Origin of the sequence: Elioraea sp. Yellowstone, assembly GCF_006704265.1 — a bacterium.
Taxonomy (GTDB): domain Bacteria; phylum Pseudomonadota; class Alphaproteobacteria; order Acetobacterales; family Acetobacteraceae; genus Elioraea.
Genome location: NZ_VIKA01000024.1, coordinates 1 through 17,830 on the forward strand (window position 1 = coordinate 1; position 17,830 = coordinate 17,830).

Annotated in this window: 13 protein-coding genes; 11 read left to right on the forward strand and 2 right to left on the reverse strand. The window is 70.4% G+C overall.

All coding sequences use genetic code 11. The annotated features are described in order from the left end of the window. Window positions 1-3,713: MBG domain-containing protein (locus FK498_RS05730; RefSeq protein ID WP_141852442.1), on the reverse strand; the 3,713-nt coding region annotated here is incomplete at its 3' end. Window positions 3,714-3,973: 260 nt separating this feature from the next. Between FK498_RS05730 and FK498_RS05735 the strand changes: the two genes are divergently transcribed. The 11 genes from FK498_RS05735 (at window position 3,974) to FK498_RS05785 (ending at window position 17,032) form a co-directional block, all read left to right on the forward strand. Next, window positions 3,974-4,666, forward strand: coding sequence for a serine protease (locus tag FK498_RS05735; protein ID WP_161988326.1), 693 nt, complete (start codon window positions 3,974-3,976; stop codon window positions 4,664-4,666). 68 nt (window positions 4,667-4,734) lie between these two features. After that, window positions 4,735-6,642, forward strand: coding sequence for an asparagine synthase (glutamine-hydrolyzing) (asnB, locus tag FK498_RS05740; protein WP_141852446.1), 1,908 nt, complete (start codon window positions 4,735-4,737; stop codon window positions 6,640-6,642). Window positions 6,643-6,644: 2 nt separating this feature from the next. Next, on the forward strand, window positions 6,645-7,787 hold the full coding sequence (locus FK498_RS05745; protein WP_161988327.1) for a glycosyltransferase: 1,143 nt from the start codon (window positions 6,645-6,647) through the stop codon (window positions 7,785-7,787). A 54-nt stretch (window positions 7,788-7,841) separates the two neighbouring features. Continuing rightward, the gene (locus tag FK498_RS05750; protein WP_141852450.1) at window positions 7,842-8,837 is read left to right on the forward strand and encodes an NAD-dependent epimerase/dehydratase family protein; all 996 of its coding nucleotides are present in this window, start codon (window positions 7,842-7,844) and stop codon (window positions 8,835-8,837) included. A 13-nt stretch (window positions 8,838-8,850) separates the two neighbouring features. Continuing rightward, complete coding sequence (locus tag FK498_RS05755; protein WP_141852451.1) at window positions 8,851-10,014, forward strand: DegT/DnrJ/EryC1/StrS aminotransferase family protein; 1,164 nt, start codon at window positions 8,851-8,853, stop codon at window positions 10,012-10,014. After that, a complete protein-coding gene (locus FK498_RS05760; RefSeq protein WP_202614756.1) occupies window positions 10,011-11,021 on the forward strand; it encodes a class I SAM-dependent methyltransferase in 1,011 nt (336 codons plus the stop codon). The genes FK498_RS05755 and FK498_RS05760 overlap by 4 nt, the downstream gene beginning before the upstream one ends. A gap of 5 nt (window positions 11,022-11,026) precedes the next feature. Next, window positions 11,027-12,919 carry an asparagine synthase (glutamine-hydrolyzing) gene (gene asnB / locus FK498_RS05765; RefSeq protein ID WP_141852453.1) on the forward strand — a complete coding sequence of 631 codons (1,893 nt, stop codon included), beginning with the start codon at window positions 11,027-11,029 and terminating at the stop codon, window positions 12,917-12,919. After that, complete coding sequence (locus FK498_RS05770) at window positions 12,916-13,530, forward strand: DapH/DapD/GlmU-related protein (protein WP_202614757.1); 615 nt, start codon at window positions 12,916-12,918, stop codon at window positions 13,528-13,530. The genes asnB (FK498_RS05765) and FK498_RS05770 overlap by 4 nt, the downstream gene beginning before the upstream one ends. Continuing rightward, entirely contained in the window at window positions 13,527-13,790 is a 264-nt protein-coding gene (locus FK498_RS05775; protein ID WP_141852455.1) for a hypothetical protein, read from the forward strand. The genes FK498_RS05770 and FK498_RS05775 overlap by 4 nt, the downstream gene beginning before the upstream one ends. Window positions 13,791-14,019: 229 nt before the next feature. Beyond that, on the forward strand, window positions 14,020-15,588 hold the full coding sequence (locus FK498_RS05780; RefSeq protein WP_141852457.1) for a hypothetical protein: 1,569 nt from the start codon (window positions 14,020-14,022) through the stop codon (window positions 15,586-15,588). Then, on the forward strand, window positions 15,581-17,032 hold the full coding sequence (locus FK498_RS05785; RefSeq protein WP_161988328.1) for a lipopolysaccharide biosynthesis protein: 1,452 nt from the start codon (window positions 15,581-15,583) through the stop codon (window positions 17,030-17,032). The genes FK498_RS05780 and FK498_RS05785 overlap by 8 nt, the downstream gene beginning before the upstream one ends. 36 nt (window positions 17,033-17,068) lie before the next feature. Here FK498_RS05785 and FK498_RS05790 read toward each other — a convergent pair whose 3' ends face one another. After that, window positions 17,069-17,818, reverse strand: a complete 750-nt coding sequence (locus FK498_RS05790) for a bifunctional 2-polyprenyl-6-hydroxyphenol methylase/3-demethylubiquinol 3-O-methyltransferase UbiG (protein ID WP_141852462.1) — start codon at window positions 17,816-17,818, stop codon at window positions 17,069-17,071. Between the last annotated feature and the right edge of the window lie 12 nt (window positions 17,819-17,830).

Consider the following 17,830-nt stretch of genomic DNA (forward strand, 5'->3'; position numbering starts at 1 on the left):
GGCGTCACCGTCAGCGTGCCCGGCACGAAGGTGATCGCGTAGTTGCCGCTGGTCAGGCCCGAGGGCGTGATCGCGTAGCTGCCGACCGGGCTCGCCGGCGCCGCCGGTGTGGCGAAGGTCAGCGTGCCGCCCAGCACGCCCGGCCCCTCGCCCAGCACGAAGCCGGCATAGGTCGCGCTGAAGGCCGGATTCGCCGCGCCGTAAGTGCGCGTCGCGTCGTTCGCCGTCACGGTCAAGGGCGCCGGCGTCACCGTCAGCGTGCCCGGCACGAAGGTGATCGCGTAGTTGCCGCTGGTCAGGCCCGAGGGCGTGATCGCGTAGCTGCCGACCGGGCTCGCCGGGGTCGCCGGTGTGGCGAAGGTCAGCGTGCCGCCCAGCACGCCCGGCCCCTCGCCCAACACGAAGCCGGCATAAGTCGCGCTGAAGGCCGGATTCGCCGCGCCGTAAGCGCGCGTCGCGTCGTTCGCCGTCACGGTCAAGGGCGCCGGCGTCACCGTCAGCGTGCCCGGCACGAAGGTGATCGCGTAGTTGCCGCTGGTCAGGCCCGAGGGCGTGATCGCATAGCTGCCGACCGGGCTCGCCGGGGTCGCCGGTGTAGCGAAGGTCAGCGTGCCGCCGAGCACGCCCGGCCCCTCGCCCAGCACGAAGCCGGCATAGGTCGCGCTGAAGGCTGGGTTCGCCGCGCCGTAAGTGCGCGTCGCGTCGTTCGCCGTCACGGTCAAGGGCGCCGGCGTCACCGTCAGCGTGCCGTCCACGAGCACGAGGGCATAGCGCTGGGCCGCGCCGCGCGCCGTGAGTGCGGCGACCGGCGAGGTCACATAGGTGCCGACAGCCGCGCTGTCGGGTGCGCCCGTGCTGGTGGAGGTCGTGCCGCCCGTCAGCACTGTCGCCAGCGGGCCGTCCTTCGGGCGCAGCGCGGATGCATCGATGCTGGCTCCCGGCGCGACCGCCGTGCCGTAGACCTTCGCGAGCGTCTGGCCGGTGACCACCAGCACCGGCTGTTCGCCGTAGACGATGCGGTTGCCGCCCAGCACGTCGAGCGTGACCACCTGGCCGGGGACGTCGGCGCGCGCCGGATCGCCGTAGTCGAACGGTCGGCCATAGAGATCGAACTGCGGCGTGCCCGGCTCCGTGCCGAGCATGCCGGCGAAGGTGTCGAGGAACACCAGCCAGCGGCCGTTCGGCGCGGCGAGCGCCCCGGCGCCGGCCTGGTTGTCGAAGCCGCGCCCGGCCGCGATCGTCAGCGCATCGCCCGTGCCGGTGGCGGTCACGGTCGCCCCGGGCGCGAGCGTGACGCGCTCCTCCGACACCAGCGCAACCTGCGCCGCGGTCACCGGCGCACGCAGGGTGATCGTGCCCGTGCCGCGCGTGTCCACGCGCAGACCGACCGGGGAGGTGTAGCTGCTCGCGGTCGTGCCGGTGCCCGGACCCGGCGCCGAGGCCTCCAGCATGAAGTCGCTGCCGGGACCCAGGTTGAAGAGCGGCGCGACGCCGGCGCTGATCGCACCCGCCACCCGGACCGATCCGCCGTTGCCGACGGCGGCATCGCCGGCCCGCACCACCCCGTTCCAGAACTGCTGCGGCGCGCGCATCGTCAGGTCGGCGCCGTTCAGCGCGAACACCCGACCCGGGCTCGCGCCGTCGAGGACGCGGATGCGGCGGCTCGCCTCCATGGTGAGCGATCCGCCCGCCCCCGCCACCACCTCGACGAAGGCGTTGCTCCCCGTCCCGCCGATGACGTCGATGGACGGCGCGCGCAGGGTGATGGCGCCGGTCTCGCTGCGCACCCGCGCCCATGAGGCGCCGGCATTGCCGCGCACCTCGATCGCCGTGCCGGCAACGATGTCGAGCGGCCCGCTGTCGGTCTGCACGCGCACGTTGCGCGTGTCGGCCGAGACGAGACGCTGCAGGCGCACGGTGCCCGCGGTCGCCTCGAGCCTGAGCGAACCGGAGGTGGTGGTGATCGCGATGTTGCGGTCGTTGCCGGCGTTGGAGGCGATCAGGTTGCCCGTGCGTGCCTGCAGGCCGATATCGCCCGTGCCCGAGGCGATCACGTTGTGGTTGACGATCAGGTTCCGGCCCGTGTCGATCCGGAGGTCGCCGCTGCCCGAACTCGTCAGCGGGGCGGCGATGGTGGTGTCGGTGGCGGCGATGCCGGTGAAGCTGCCCGCACCGGAGGTCGTGATCGCCTGGTTGATCACCAGGTTGTTGTCGGCGATCAAGGTGAGGCTGCCCGCCCCGCTCCAGCTGATGCCGGCATTCACGGTGATGTTGCCGAGTTGCGGTCCGGCGACGTTGGTCGTGATCGTCACGTCGCTGCCGAGATCGAGCACCGACTGGATCACGTCGCGATCCACCACCCAGTCGCCCGGACCGGCGGGCGGATCGTTCACTCCCGCACCGACCCCGGCACCGGTGGTCTGGATCCGCACGTTGCGCGGATCGAGCAGCCACGTGCCGCCCGCGCCCGGCGTGACGCTGGCCGAGGGTGCGACCCCCAGATCACCCTTGGCCGAGGTCTCGATGAAGCCGCCGGCGAGCAGGCCGTCGGCCGCGATGGCACCCGCGACCCAGGTGGCCTGATCCGCCCAGAGGATCACGCTGCCGCCCGCCCCTTCGGTCGCGCGCGCCTCGATCCGCGCGCCGGCCTCGAGCGTCGTCGTCTCGGCCCGGCGCAGCGCGCCCTGTCCCTGGCGATCGCCGCCGACCCGCACCGTCCCGCCGGCGCTGCGGCCATTCGCGACGACCTGCGCGCCGGAGGCCACGCGGACATCCTGGCCGGTCACGGTCACCGATCCGCCACGGGTCGCGCCGGACGCGTCGAGCGTGCCCGCGACCCGCACCGTGCCCTGGCCGCGGCCGACGAGCTCGATCGTGCCGCCCGCCCCCTCGGCCGAGGCGGCGCGGATCACGCCGGAGGTGTTGATGACGTTGGCGAGCAGGCCTGACGCGGTGCCGGCAGTGAGCAGCACGCGTCCGCCGCCCGCATCGATCAGCCCCGTGTTGGCGACGGCCGCGTCGGGACGGCCGGCATCCCCCTCGACCGCGATCCGCACCACGCCGTCGCCGGCGAGATCGATCGTCGTCGTCTCGCCGGAGGCGAGCGCGACCGTGCCGCGGCGGGCGACGATGGTGCCGCTGTTGGCGACCCGGCCGCCGACCAGGGCGGCGAGGCCCGCCTCGCGCACGGTGATGCTGCCCTGGTTCTCGACACGGGCGCCGGCGGCCTCCGCGCCGCGCAGCTCCAGCCGGCCTTCGGCCATGAAGCGGTTCGCATCGGCGGCACGGCTGGTCGCGACCAGACCGCCGACATCGACCCGCGCCGTTCCGGTGAAGACCACCCCGTGCGTGTTCTGGATGATGACGGTGCCGGGGGCGGTGATCTGCCCCGCGATGGTGCTTTCCCGCCCCGAATGCACGCGGTTGAGCGTCGCCGCGTGGGCCCCGGGCTGGTCGAAGGCGACGCGATGATCGCGCCCGACATCGAAGCTCTGCCAGTCGATCACTGCCCGCGGCGTGGTCTGGCGGATCCGCGTCTCGGCGGCGGTGGCGGAGATGGTGGCGGCGCCCTGGGCGACGCTGCCTCCCTGCGGGGCCTGGGCCTGGGCGGGCTGGGCGAGCAGCGCCGCGGCCGCGGCGCCGGCGAGCAACAGACGACGGGGTGCGGTGGCGGCCGTCTCGATTGCGGTGACACGGGGTTCAGGGAGTGCCATGGTGTGTCCGTCAGGGGGAGGGCGTTAAAGAACCCTTAATGAAAACCAAAACTAGTTGGCAACGCTTATTTTTTAGATGCCTGACATCATAATTGTTTCTGTAACGGTTGAATTAACGCCGCACTTACCCCACCTCGCCTACGCAGTGTGCGCACACGCTGCGCCAGAAGGGCGCTCTTCGGAGTGGCCTGCGCATGCGACGGTTGGGGAACGGGATTGCGTGTGCGCTCTCTCTCGTCGTCGCGCTCGGCGGAGAGGGCGTGGTGTCACCCGCGACCGGCCATCAGGCCGGTTCCGCGACACCACGCGCCGTCTCCTTGATCGCGCCGGCCGACCCGATCGCCCTGCACGTGGTCGTCCTCGCCCCCCGCAGCATCGGCTCCGCCTTCCCCCTGGACCGCGACCTGCTGGTCACCGCCGGCCATCTGGTCAGGGGCCTGCCGCTCGGCGCGCCGGTCACGCTGCGGCGCGGCGGCGGCATGGCGACCATCGAGGCGCGGCTGATCGCGGTGAGTCGCGACCTCGACCTTGCGGTCCTGCGCGTGCCTCCGGGCTTCGCCCCGGCAGAGCCCGCTGCCGAGTCGGCCGCCCTGCCCTCGGATCTTCCCCTGACCGCGGCCGGCTCCGTCCCGGTCGCCGATCCGCGCGTGCTCGCGGCGCCGCGCCGGGCATTCGGTGCGGCCACCGGCGCCTCGCTCGCCATCGCCGGGATCGGCCCCGGCCTCGTCGTCAGGCTGGCCGGGGTTGCGCCGGGCTTCTCCGGCGGTCCCGTGATGGATGCGCGCGGCCGTCTGGTCGGCATGATCGTGGCGATCCGCCGTGTCGCCGGAACCCGGCTGTCGGCCTTCGCACCGCGCGCGGCCGCCGCCGAGGGCGGCGTGAGCGAGGCGTTGATCCTGCCGGTGGCCGCGATCCGCGCCGAGGTGCAGAGCCTGCTCGCCGCGGCGCACTGAGCCGCGCCGCGCCCCGGTCCGCCCCCTCCCCCGCGACAACGCCGGTCGGATCGCCTAGAAGCCGTTGCATGTGCGGCATTGCCGGCCTGCTCTCCCCTGGGCTCGCGCCCGACGCGCTGGCTGCGCGCGCCCGCGCCATGGGCGCGGCGCTCGTGCATCGCGGTCCGGATTCGCAAGGGGTCTGGACCGACCCCGCCGCCGGGCTCGCCCTCGCCCACACCCGGCTCGCGATCGTCGATCTCTCGCCGGCCGGCCACCAGCCGATGGTCTCCGCCTGCGGCCGCTACACGATCATCTACAACGGCGAGAGCTACAACGACGCCGAGATGCGCGCCGCCCTGCCGCCGCACAACTGGCGCGGGCGGTCGGACACCGAGACGATCCTCGAAGCCTGCGCGCGCTGGGGGGTGGAGGAGACGGCGCGGCGGCTGAACGCCATGGCCGCCTTCGCGCTCTGGGACGCCGTGGAGCGGCGGCTCTGGCTGGTGCGCGACCGGGTCGGGATCAAGCCGGTCTATTACGGGCGGTTTCCGGGCCTGTTCCTGTTCGGCAGCGAGCTCAAGGCGTTGCGCGCCGTTCCTGGATGGACGCCGGAGCTCGATCCGGCCGTGCGCGCGGCCTATCTGCGGTGGGGCTACGTGCCCGGGCGGCACGCGATCTATCGCGGGATCGCCAAGCTCGAGCCGGGCTCGGTCCTGTCGGTGCGTGCCGGCGAGGCGCCGCGCATCGTCCGCTACTGGGACCCGCGCGACGTGGCCCTCGCCGGCATCGCCCGCCCGCTCGACCTCTCCGAGGACGAGGCGGCGGAACGGCTCGATCACCTGCTCGCGGATGCGGTCAGGCGCCAGCTCGTCTCCGACGTGCCCCTCGGCGCCTTCCTGTCGGGGGGCGTCGATTCCTCCACCGTCGTCGCGCTGATGCGCAACGGCAGCGTGCCGCGCACCTTCACGATCGGCTTCGACAGCGCCGCGCACGACGAGGCGCCGCATGCCGAGGCGGTCGCCCGCCATCTCGGCACCGACCACACGGTGATGACGGTGGGCGACGCGGAGGCGCTGAAGGTCGTGCCCACGCTCGCGGAGATGTACGACGAGCCCTTCGCCGACGTCTCCTCGGTGCCGACCGCGGTGGTCTGCCGGCTGACGCGCAGCCAGGTGACGGTGGCGCTCTCCGGCGATGGCGGCGACGAGCTCTTCGCCGGCTACACGCGTTACGTGCAGGCTGAAGCGATCCGGTCCCGGCTCGGCCGCATCCCCGTCCCGCTCCGCCGCGCCGCCGGAGCCCTCCTGCGCGCCCTGCCGGCGCGCACCGGCGATGCGATCGCCCGTCTCTTGCCACGTCGCCTGCAGGTCACGACCGCCGGGCACCGGCTGAACCGGCTCGGCGTGATCCTGGCCGACGGCAGCTTCCCAGGCCTCTACCGCGAGATGATCGGGCTCTGGCCCGCCGTGCCGGTGCTCGACCCGCCGGCCGAGGAGGCGGCCCCCCCTGCCCTGCCGCCCGGGCTCGCGCCGCTCGACCACATGCGGCTGTTCGACACGCTCGCCTATCTGCCCGACGACATCCTGACGAAGGTGGACCGGGCCTCGATGGCGGTCTCGCTCGAGGTGCGCGTGCCGCTGCTCGACCACCGCGTGGTGGAGTTCGCCTGGTCGCTGCCGCCCGCGCTGAACGGCGCCCAGAACGGGGGCAAGCGGCTCTTGCGCCGGGTGCTCTACCGCCGCGTACCGCGCGACCTGATCGAGCGGCCCAAGCGCGGCTTCGCCCCGCCGATCGGCGCCTGGCTGCGCGGCCCCCTGCGCGACTGGGCCGAGGACCTGCTCGATCCCGCCCGGCTCGCCGAGGGCGGCATCGATCCCGCCCGGATCCGGCCGCTCTGGGCGCGCCATGTCGCGGGGGTGGTGAACGAGCAGTACCGGCTCTGGGCGGTGCTGATGCACGAGGCCTGGCGCCGGCGCTGGCTCGCTTCGGGGTAGCGTTGCGCGTCCTGCACGTGATCACCGGCCTCGGCATCGGCGGCGCCGAGACCATGCTGGCGCGGCTGATCGAAGCCACGCCCGCGATCGCGCATGTGGTTGCGCCGCTGACCGATGCGCTCGGCCTCGCGCCGCGGCTCGCCGATGCCGGGGCGCGCGTGGTGCGGCTCGGCATCCGCTCGGCGGCCACGCTGCCGTCCGGGCTCGTCGGGCTCGCCAGACTGATCCGCGAGGTCCGGCCGGACCTGATCCAGTCCTGGCTCTACCATGCCGATCTCGCGGCGACCGTGGCGCGGAGCCTCGCCCGGCGCCCGGTGCCCCTGGTCTGGTCGATCCGCTGCGCCGATCTCGACCTTCGCCGCTATGCCCCCACCACGCGCTGGGTGGTGCGTGCGCTCGCGCGGCTCTCGCACCTGCCGGCGGCGGTGGTCAGCAACAGCGAGGCCGGGCTCGCCTGGCACCGGCGACTCGGCTACCGGCCGCGCCGCGCATTGGTGATCCCCAACGGCTACGACACGTCCCGCTTCCGCCCGGATCGCGAGGCGGGGGCTGCGCTGCGGCGCGCGCTCGGCTGGCCGGCCGATGCCGTGATCGTCGGCATGGTCGCGCGCGTCGATCCGGCCAAGGACCATGCCGGGTTCCTCGAGGCGATCGGCCGGGGGCCGCCCGCCCTGCGCGCCGTGCTGATCGGCCAGGGCACCGAGGCGCTCGCGATCCCGCCGCGGCTCGCCGGCCGGGTCGCCGCCCTCGGCGTGCGCGCGGACGTCGCCGCGCTGACCGCCGGCTTCGACATCGCCTGCCTGGCGAGCTTCACTGAAGGATTCCCCAACGTCGTGGCGGAGGCGATGGCCTGCGGCGTGCCCTGTGTTGCGACCGCGGTGGGCGATGCCGCCGCCATCCTCGGCGGCACGGGCGTGCTGGTGCCACCGGGCGATCCGACCGCGCTCGCCGCGGCCTTCGCGCGGCTCGCCGCCATGCCCGCGGCGGAGCGCCGGGCGCTGGGGGAGGCCGCCCGCGCCCGCGTGATCGAGGCCTACTCCATCGCCGCCGCGGCCGAACGCTACACCGCCCTCTGGCAGGACGCCGCCGCGACGGAGCCGCATGCGGCGCGGACATTTGCGGCGCGCGGAGAGGCTGGTATGTAGCCGCGCCGCAGCCCCCGAGGGCGCGGCCGCCCCTCCGTTCCCGAGGAGACGAGCTTGGACATCCGAGGCAAGCGCTTCGTGGTCATCGGCGGCGCCGGCCTGATCGGCTCGCACACGGTCGATCTGCTGACGCGCGAGGACGTCGGCGCGATCGTCGTCTACGACAACTTCGTGCGCGGCCGGCACGAGAACCTCGCCGCCGCGCTCAAGGATCCGCGCGTGCGGATCTTCGAGGCGGGCGGCGACATCACGCAGACCGATATCCTCGAGGCCGCGCTCGAGGGCGCGGACGGCGTGTTCCATTTCGCCGCCCTCTGGCTGCTGCAGTGCCACGAGTTCCCGCGCGCCGCCTTCGAGGTGAACGTGAAGGGCATGTTCAACGTCCTCGACGCCTGCGTGCGCAGGGGCGTGAAGCGGCTGGTCTGGTCGTCCTCGGCCTCGGTCTACGGCGATGCGGTCGAGGAGCCGATGACCGAGGACCATCCCTTCAACAACCGCAACTTCTACGGCGCGACCAAGATCTGCGGCGAGGCGATGGCGCGCGCCTACCACCACCGCTACGGCCTGCCCCAGGTGGGCCTGCGCTACATGAACGTCTACGGGCCGCGCCAGGACTACCAGGGCGCCTACATCGCCGTGATCATGAAGATGCTCGATGCGATCGACCGCGGCGAGGGACCGACCATCTTCGGCGACGGCTCCGAGGCCTTCGACTTCGTCGCGGTGGAGGACTGCGCGGTGGCCAATCTCTGCGCCATGCGCGCCGAGGTGGCGGACGGGTTCTACAATGTCGGCACCGGCCGGCGCACCTCGCTCAGGGAGATCGCCGAACTCCTGCTGCGGCTGACCGGATCGAACCAGGAGATCCGCTACGCGCCGCGCAGCCAGGCGACGCTGGTGCGCAACCGCATCGGCTCGCCGGAGCGGGCCAGGCGCGAGCTCGGCTTCGAGGCGCGCATCGGCCTCGAGGAGGGGCTCGCCCGGCTGATCGCGTGGCGGCGCGCGCACAAGGCCGAGGTCGAGGCGCGCCGCGCGCGCATCGGGACGTGACGGAGCCGCACCGATGAACGATGCGCCGCCGCGCAAGGTGCCGATCGCGCTCCCCGCGATGGGCGAGGAGGAGTTGCAGGCGGTGCGCCGGCCGATCGCCTCCGGCTGGCTCACCCAGGGCCCCGAGGTCGCCGCCTTCGAGCGTGCCTTCGCCGCGCGCCACCAGGTGCCGCACGCGCTCGCCACCACGAGCTGCACCACCGCGCTGCATCTCGCCCTCGCCGCCCTCGGCATCGGCCCGGGCGACGAGGTGATCGTCCCCTCCTTCACCTGGATCGCCACCGCCAACGCGGTGCTCTACTGCGGCGCGACCCCCGTGCTGTGCGACGTCGATCCGGCGACCTGCAACATCGACCCGACCGCCGCCGCGGCGAAGGTGACGGCGCGCACGAGGGCGGTGATCCCGGTGCACCTGTTCGGGCTCTGCGCCGACATCGACGCGCTGCGCGCCGCGCTGCCGGCGCATGTGCGCATCGTCGAGGACGCGGCCTGCGCCGCCGGCGCCTCCTACAAGGGCCGGCCGGCCGGCGGGCTCGGCGACCTCGCCTGCTTCTCCTTCCATCCGCGCAAGTCCATCACCACCGGCGAGGGCGGGATGCTCACCACCACCGACCCGGCACTCGCCGCGCGCGCCGAGGTGCTGCGCAACCACGGCGCCTCGATCCCGGAGGAGCAGCGCCACGCCGGCCCGCAGCCCTGGCTGCTGCCGGACTTCGACGAGCTCGGCTTCAACTACCGCATGACCGACCTTCAGGCCGCGATCGGGCTGGCGCAGCTCGCCAAGCTCGACGCCTTCGTGGACGAGCGCGACGCCTGGGCGCGCTACTACCGCGACGCGCTCGCCGACATCCCCTGGCTGCGCCATCCCGAGCGGCCGAACCACGGCCGGCATGCCTGGCAGGCCTACGTGATGCGCGTCGATCCGGCCTCGGCGCCGATGTCGCGCAACGAGATCATGGCGCGCCTGCACGCGCGCGGCATCGCCACCCGCCCCGGCACGCACGCGATCCACATGCTGGGCTATTATGCCGGCCGCTTCGGCTTCGCCCCCGACGACCTGCCCGGCGCGCACGACTGCGCGCGGAACACGATGGCGATCCCGCTGCACAACCGCATGACGGCGGAGGACTACGCCTACGTCGTCGCGGAGCTGCGCGCGATCGCCGGCATGGCATGACGGCTCCGCCCGGCTGGCTCGGCGATCTGCTCGGCGGCCCCTTGCCCGCGGAGGGCGGCAGCATGGTGGCGCATGGCCAGCCGCTCACCCTGATCGGCGGCATCCCGCGCGCGGCCGAACTCCACTCCGCCGCGCAGGCGCAGACGCGCGAGACCTTCGGCTTCAAGTGGGCGCGGCGCGACACCTACGAGGGCGGGGTCGCGGCCCATGCCGCGCGCTGGCTGGCCGAGAAGTACGGCGACCTCGCCGCCGCGGCCTGGCTCGACGAGCACGGCCCTGCGCCGCTCCTGCTGGATGCCGGCTGCGGCGCCGCGCTCTCGGCGCTCGCGCTGTTCGCGCCGGTGCTGCACCGCGTCCGCTATCTCGGCGTCGATGTCTCGACCGCGGTGGAGGTCGCGGCACGGCGCTTCGCCGAGCGCGGGCTGAGCGCGGCCTTCCTCCAGGCCGACCTGATGCGGCTTCCCCTGCCGCCGGAGAGCGTCGACCTGATCTTCTCCGAGGGCGTGCTGCACCACACCGACGACACGCGGGCGGCACTCGCCGCGCTGACGCGCCACCTCAAGCCCGGCGGGCGGATCCTGTTCTACGTCTATCGCAGGAAGGGGCCGATCCGCGAGTTCACCGACGACCACGTGCGCGCGAAGCTGCAGGCGATGACGCCCGAGGAGGCCTGGGCGGCGCTCATGCCCCTGACCCGGCTCGGCCGCGCGCTCGGCGAACTCGATGTCGAGATCGAGGTGCCCGAGACGATCGACCTCCTCGAGATCCCGGCGGGGCGGATCAGCCTGCAGCGCTTCTTCTACTGGCATGTCTGCAAGGCGTTCCATCGTCCGGAGATGTCGCTCGAGGAGCTGAACCACATCAACTTCGACTGGTTCGCGCCAAGGAACGCGCATCGCCACACGCCGGAGGAGGTGCGCGGCTGGTGCGCCGGGCTCGGGCTCGCGATCGAGCACGAGCGCATCGAGGAGGCCGGCATCACGATCCGCGCGAAGAAGGTGGGCTGAGCGCGATGTGCGGCATCGCCGGCATCCTCCAGCTTGATGGCGCCCCGGCCTCGGCCGCGGCGGTGCAGCGCATGACGGATGCGATCGCCCATCGCGGCCCCGACGGCGAGGGCGTGTGGGTGGAGGGCGCGGTCGGCCTCGGCCACCGGCGGCTTGCGATCATCGATCTTTCCGAGGCCGGGCGGCAGCCGATGGCCACGGCCGACGGGCGCTTCGTCGTCAGCTACAATGGCGAGATCTACAACTTCCGCGAACTGCGCACCGAGTTGCAGGCGCTGGGGCACCGCTTCCGCACCCGCACCGACACCGAGGTGGTGCTGGCGGCCTTCGCCGAATGGGGCCTCGCCGCCCTGCCCCGCTTCAACGGCATGTTCGCCCTCGCCCTCTACGACCGCGCCGAGCGGCGGCTCACCCTCGCGCGCGACCGTTTCGGGATCAAGCCGCTCTACTGGACGGCCGAGGCCGGGCGCGTGCTGTTCGGCTCGGAGGTGAAGGCGATCCTCGCCGCTCCCGGCGCCTCCGCCGCGCTCGACGCGGAGGCGCTGGTCGAGTACCTGACCTTCCAGAACTTCTTCACCGACCGCACGCTGTTCCGCGGCATCCGCCTGCTGCCGCCGGCGACCGCGCTCATCCTGACGCCCGGACGGCCGGTCGAGCGCACGACCTGGTGGGACTTCGACTTCCGCGAGGCCGAGGCGGGCGACGACGCCGCGCTCGCCGAGGCGTGCGACCGGCTGTTCCGCCAGGCGGTGAGCCGGCAGCTCGTCGCCGACGTGCCCGTGGGCGCCTATCTCTCGGGCGGGATCGACTCGGGCGCGATCACCGCCGTCGCCGCGCCGCAGATCCCCGGGATGCGCAGCTTCACCGTGGGCTTCGACCTGAACTCCGCCTCGGGCCTGGAACTCGGCTTCGACGAGCGCGCCAAGGCCGAATACATGTCCTATCTGTTCGGCACCGAGCACTACCAGATGGTGCTGAAGGCCGGCGACATGGAGCGGGCGATGCCGGCACTCGCCTGGCACCTCGAGGAGCCGCGGGTCGGCCAGAGCTACCCGAACTACTACGCCGCGAAGCTCGCCTCGCGCTTCGGCAAGGTGGTGCTGGCCGGCACCGGCGGCGACGAGGTCTTCGGCGGCTATCCGTGGCGCTACTATCGTGCCGTGGTGAACGACGATTTCGGCCACTACGTCGAGAAGTACTACGCGTTCTGGCAGCGCCTGCTGGCCGAGGAGGAGCTTCCGCGCGTGCTCGCGCCGATCTGGCCGGAGGTGCGCCACGTGGCGCCACGCGAGATCTTCGCCGGCGTGTTCCGCCGCCACGCCGAGGCCATGACGCGGCCCGAGGACTACGTGAACCACTCGCTCTACTTCGAGGCGAAGACCTTCCTGCACGGCCTTCTGGTGGTGGAGGACAAGCTCGCGATGGCGCACGGGCTGGAGGCGCGCGTGCCGTTCCTGGACAACGACCTGGTCGAGTTCGGCATGCGCCTGCCGGTGCGCTGCAAGCTCGGCAGCCTGGCCGAGGTGGTGCGGATCGACGAGAACACGCCGGGCAGCAAGCGCGCGGCCTTCTTCGAGAGGACGCGGGACGGCAAGAAGCTCCTGCGCGAGGTGCTGCAGCGCTACGTGCCGGAGCAGGTGAGCCAGGCGGTGAAGCAGGGCTTCTCGGCGCCGGATGCGAGCTGGTTCCGCGGCGAGAGCATCGCCTATGTCCGGCGCGTGCTGCATGACCGCAAGGCGGCGATCTACGACGTGCTCGACCGTGCGGCCGTGCTGGCGCTGGTGGACGAGCATCTGGAGGGGCGGCGCAACCGGCGGCTTCTGGTGTGGTCGCTCCTCTATCTCGAGGCGTTCATGAGGGCGTTTCTGGCCAATGCGAGCCCGAGGAAAGTCGCGTGACGCTTGACGCGTTCGTCGAACTGCTTAAGGCGGCTGCGCTTGCGCGAGAGGCACAGCTCCGCGAGCAGTTTCAACGCAGCCTGCCGTTCGCTGATGCGATATTCGACCGCTGGGAACGAGCCCGACGTCTCGGTTTCGGCGAAGGCAGTTCAATCTACGATTCCGCATGCGTGTTCGGTGACGTTACGGTGGGACGTCATGTCTGGATCGGCCCGTGGGTTATGCTCGACGGGTCTGGCGGCCTCACCATTGGCGATCATGTCTCACTCTCGGCGGGCGTCCAGATCTACACCCATGACACCGTACACTGGGCGGTGTCGGGTGGCGTTGTCCCGCCGCGTCGAGCCTCCGTCGCGGTCGGTGACCGCGTTTATGTCGGTAGCCAATCGGTCATTGCGCAAGGCGTCACGATCGGACGCAAATGCGTGATCTCGGCCAACAGTTTGGTCATCGACGACGTGCCGGAAGCCACAATCGTCGGAGGCGTCCCAGCGGTGCCGATCGGGCGCGTTGAAGGTGAAGGGGCGGAGGTGCGGCTAGTATTCACACGCCGCAGGATGCAGCGGACTGCCGGTTTGCCAACGAAGGCCATTGGCCGAGAGCGCCGATGATAGAGGCGCGTCTGTTACTCGCCCGCAAGCTCTCGGAGGCCACCGAGACGCCATGGGACCCCGATCGCCCGACGCGTGTCGAGCTGGTCGAGTGCGGCGCCGGGGTCGGCCTGCGCTTCTTCGCCATGAAACGGACCGGCGAATGGGTTATGGTCCACGAGGAACCTTCCGTCCCCCTGGCGACCGAGGCGGACGCGGACGACCTGCTCGCGCGCGGCCTGTCGATCTTCCTGATGAATCACCCGACCTGGCCGGCGTGAGACCACGCCACAAGCACCACGGAGAGGCGCCGATGCTCGCGCGCAAGATCAGGCTGGTGGGGGAGGTTCGACTGGCGTTCAGTCACCGGACCTCGGCGGCCGCGTGGACCGCGCAGCAGCGAGAGTGAGATGGTACGACGTCTTGCAGCATTGACGCCGAGACCCATTGATGCGCGCAACCTGATACGACACACAGTCCCTCGTCAGGGCAAACGATGGACTGCGACGCATGCTCCCCATGGTCGTTGATCCGGCGCTCTTGGTTGCTGTCACCCTCGCGACACGCATACCATTCCTCCTGATGCCGTCGTCCGACAAGGCGACGCAGCTCTGGATCATCGAGACATTCGCAGCCAACCGGCGCATCGCCCCGCTGCGGTTCCAGAACAGTCTGCGGCAGGGCATGCTGGCCTATCCGCCCCTGCCGCACTTCTTTCTCGCGTTCCTACCACGCCATCTCCGCCTTGCCGCCGGTGCCGCAGTCAACCTCCTCGCGGACGTGATTCATGTGCTGATCGTCTACGTCGTGCTGCGGCTCCTGCTCGCAGGTCATGACACCCCGGGCGACGTCTCGCCCACGCTCGCCTTCGCCCTCTTGTTCGCGACACTGCCGATCCTTCACCCCGTCAACGCGCGCCTTGCCGGGATCGGGGCGCGGACGATCGGTCCCCTGCTCTTTACGCTCTACGCCATGGCGCTGTTCCAGGCGCAGCACGCGAGTTCGCCCCTCTTCCATGTTGTCTGCATCGTCACTGGCATCGCGATCGTGCTCGCCTCGCAGTTCGCGCTTCAGGTTCTTGTCGGGATCAGCCTGTTCCTGTCGGCGTGGATGTCATCGGTCGTACCAGGGGTCATCGTCGCTCTGTCGATCGGGATCGGCGCGCTCATTCCTGGCCTCAACATCGGCCCTCAGCTTCGGTGCAAGATGCAGCACTATCGCTGGTACGCCTCGGCCCGGAATCTTCACATCGACATGCGCAACAGCCTCGCCCAGATCCGCAAGATCCTTGGAGGCGAACCTCGTACCGCGGGACCCAGGCTGATCGTCTACCTGGTTTCCTCGACAACGCCGGCCGCCGTCGTACTGGGAACTGGCACTCTGGTCCTGGCGGCTGTCCGGGCATGGCCCTGGCCGGATGGCGTTGATGCTAATCCCTTCATCACGTTCGCAGTGGGCATCGTGATCGGTGCATCGCTGCTCTGCCTCTTGACGATCCGAGGGCCGCTCAGGATCTTCGGTGAGGCGGAGCGCTATGTCGAGTACGCCGCGCCGTTCGCGGTTGTCGTCGTCGCCAGCGCATATGTCGCCGAAGGTGCAGACGTCGGCGCCGTGCTCCTGCTCGTCATTCTGAACTGCTCGGTCATCGCCGGTCAGTGGACCATTTCCGTGCTGCCGCAACTGCGCAGCGCCATCGGCTTCGAGCCGACCGACGATCTCAAGGCACTGGTCGCGTTCCTGGATCGACGCCCTGGCCGTCGCATCGTGACTAGTCCGATCTTCCTCGCCTCGTCGTTGGCGCTGCTGTCACGCGGCGAGCACGAGTTCCTGCATGTCCTCGTCGCGGATGCCGATGGCCGCTTCTCGCACTGGCACGAGGACCTGATCGGCTATCCTCATCTGCGCGGGCGAGCCAGCCATTTTGTCGAACGCTACCGCGCTGATACGATGGTGCTGGAGCGCAGCAGCTTCGAGGCGATCCGCCGCCTGGACGTGGAAGCTGATCTCGACATCAGGCCGATCGCCTACCAGAATCATGGCTTCCTCGTGTTCGAGCTCGATGTTCCCGCGCGTGACTGAACTCCGCAGGCTCGTCGCCGAGATGGCGATCTATGCGGTCGGTCGTGCGGCGAGCGCGCTGATTCCGTTCCTGCTGGTCCCATTCCTCACGCGGACCTATACACCGGAGGAGTTCGGCACCCTCGAAGTTGTGCTGGTGTCGGCCGCTATTGTGGGAACCATCATCTCGAGCGGTCTCCCGGGTGCCTACATGTTCTTCGTTCGTGCGCCATCCTATAGAGGAGCGACGCACGTGCTGTTGGGCGCGTGCGCCACTTGGTATGTCCTCTGGTCGGTGATTGTGCTCGGCCTGCTCGCCCTGTGTCTGCCGTTCGTATTCCACCTCCTGACAGCCAGATTGTTAAGTGGCCTGGAAGTCGGTCTGTTCTTCGGCGTCGCCGTCACGCAGCAGATTCTGGTCTTTGTCACAGCCGTTCTGCGCATGGACAACCGGGCCTGGGCGGTTGTCCTCCTGTCGGTCGGAGGCAGCCTGTGCGCGGCCCTCCTCACCGTCGCCTTCGTTCTTTGGCAAGGACCGACGATCCAGGCCTATCTGCTGGGCTTCACGATCGGATTCGGCGCTGCGGCGATCGTGGGATGCGGCGTGATCCGGCCACGCCGCAAGCTTATGCTGTGGAGCAGTGCCGATCTGGGACGACTTCTCGCCTTCGGCCTGCCTCTCGTGCCAAGCGCCCTGTCCGAGGTCGCCCTCACCATGGCGGATCGTGCCATCGTCATGAGCCTTCTTGGTGCCCGCGAGCTGGCCGTCTATGCGGTCGCAGCAAGAGTCGCAAGCCTTGTGCAGCTTGCGATCCAGTCGGTCTCGCTGGCTTTGCCCCCGCTGAAGATGCGGCTTCTGCACGAGTCGGATCGTGAGGCGTCAGGCCGGCTGCTGGGCATCCTCTGGCGGTACGTCTCGATGGTCTTCCTCGCCGGCGCGGTGCTTGGCGCGATGATCACCCCCCTCCTAGTGAAGTTCTTGGCTCCTCAGGCGTACCGAGGCGCCATGCACGTTGCGCCATATCTCATGCTTGCTCACGTGTTTTATTCGTTCACAAATTTTATGTCGCTGGGCGCCCTAAAGGCCGAGAAGACCTATCTGTATACGCTGAGCGTGCTCGCCGGGGCCATCCTGAGTGTCGCCGGATCGCTTGCCCTGGTTCCGCATCTTGGACTGCTTGGCGCGGCCGCGGGAACACTGGCCGGCAGCATCATGACGCCAGCGATCTGCCTGGCGCTCAGCCAACGGGTGTGGCGCCTTGATCTGCCGCTCAATCGTGTCATCGCAATGTCCGGGGTCGCCCTGCTCGCTTGCGCCCTGCTGGCAAGAGCAGGCGGTGACGGTGTGACCCCTGTGCAGCTGGCCGTCACTGCGGCAGCGATCGGTGTGATGGCGCCTATCGCCGTCAGCCGCGCCGACCTCACGCTGCTCAGGAGCATGAACCGGTGGGGCTCGCCCACCTGAAGCGGAAAGGCGCCGACATTGGTGTCGGCCATAGGGTCAAGGCGTCCCAGGTCCTGGCTTGCGCGCGACCAACCGGAAATGGCTCAGGAGAAAATACGCCGCTACGCGATTGCCCAGCAGGAACCGTCCAAGTCGGCCGAGCCGATTGGGGGACGTCCACTCATACCGCGCCGGCAGGAACCCAGCGCGCTGCAACAGACGATCCCACAGGCGCGGGTGCTGGTGCTTGTGCCACTCGATCGTCGGGCAGAACGGACTTCTCAGTCCAAGATCGTTGAAGACATTCGATCGATCGCAGTCGGTAATGATCAGAACCCCACCATCGCGGAGGAGATGCCACGCCTTGCGAAAGATGGCGTGATAGGTCGCCTGCGCAGCGTCGTCATGAGCGAGGCGAACGCAGGCCTCCTCGTCGAGGTGATTGATCGAGTTCGCCATGACGATGACATCGAACGGCTGTTCGTCCAGAAAGCCCTGGAAGGCAGCGGGCAACAGCCGTGCTCGTCCGCCCGTATCGATGCACGATTCCATGCGTGCAAAGTGCAAAGCCGCGCCGGAGGTAGCTCCGTCCGCCTCCGGTTCAAGACAGATCGCTTCCGCACCACGAACCGCCGCATACAGCGTCAGCAGCCCGGTTCCACCACCGACATCGAGGACGCGCTTTCCTTCCAGATCGACCCCCTCGAACATGAATGAAACATACTGCCTCAGATTGAAGGCATTGGAGTACTGGCCGCACGCCAGAACGCACGTGATGTATCGCGTCAGCGGATCGGACAAGGCCATCTGCGTGTCAAC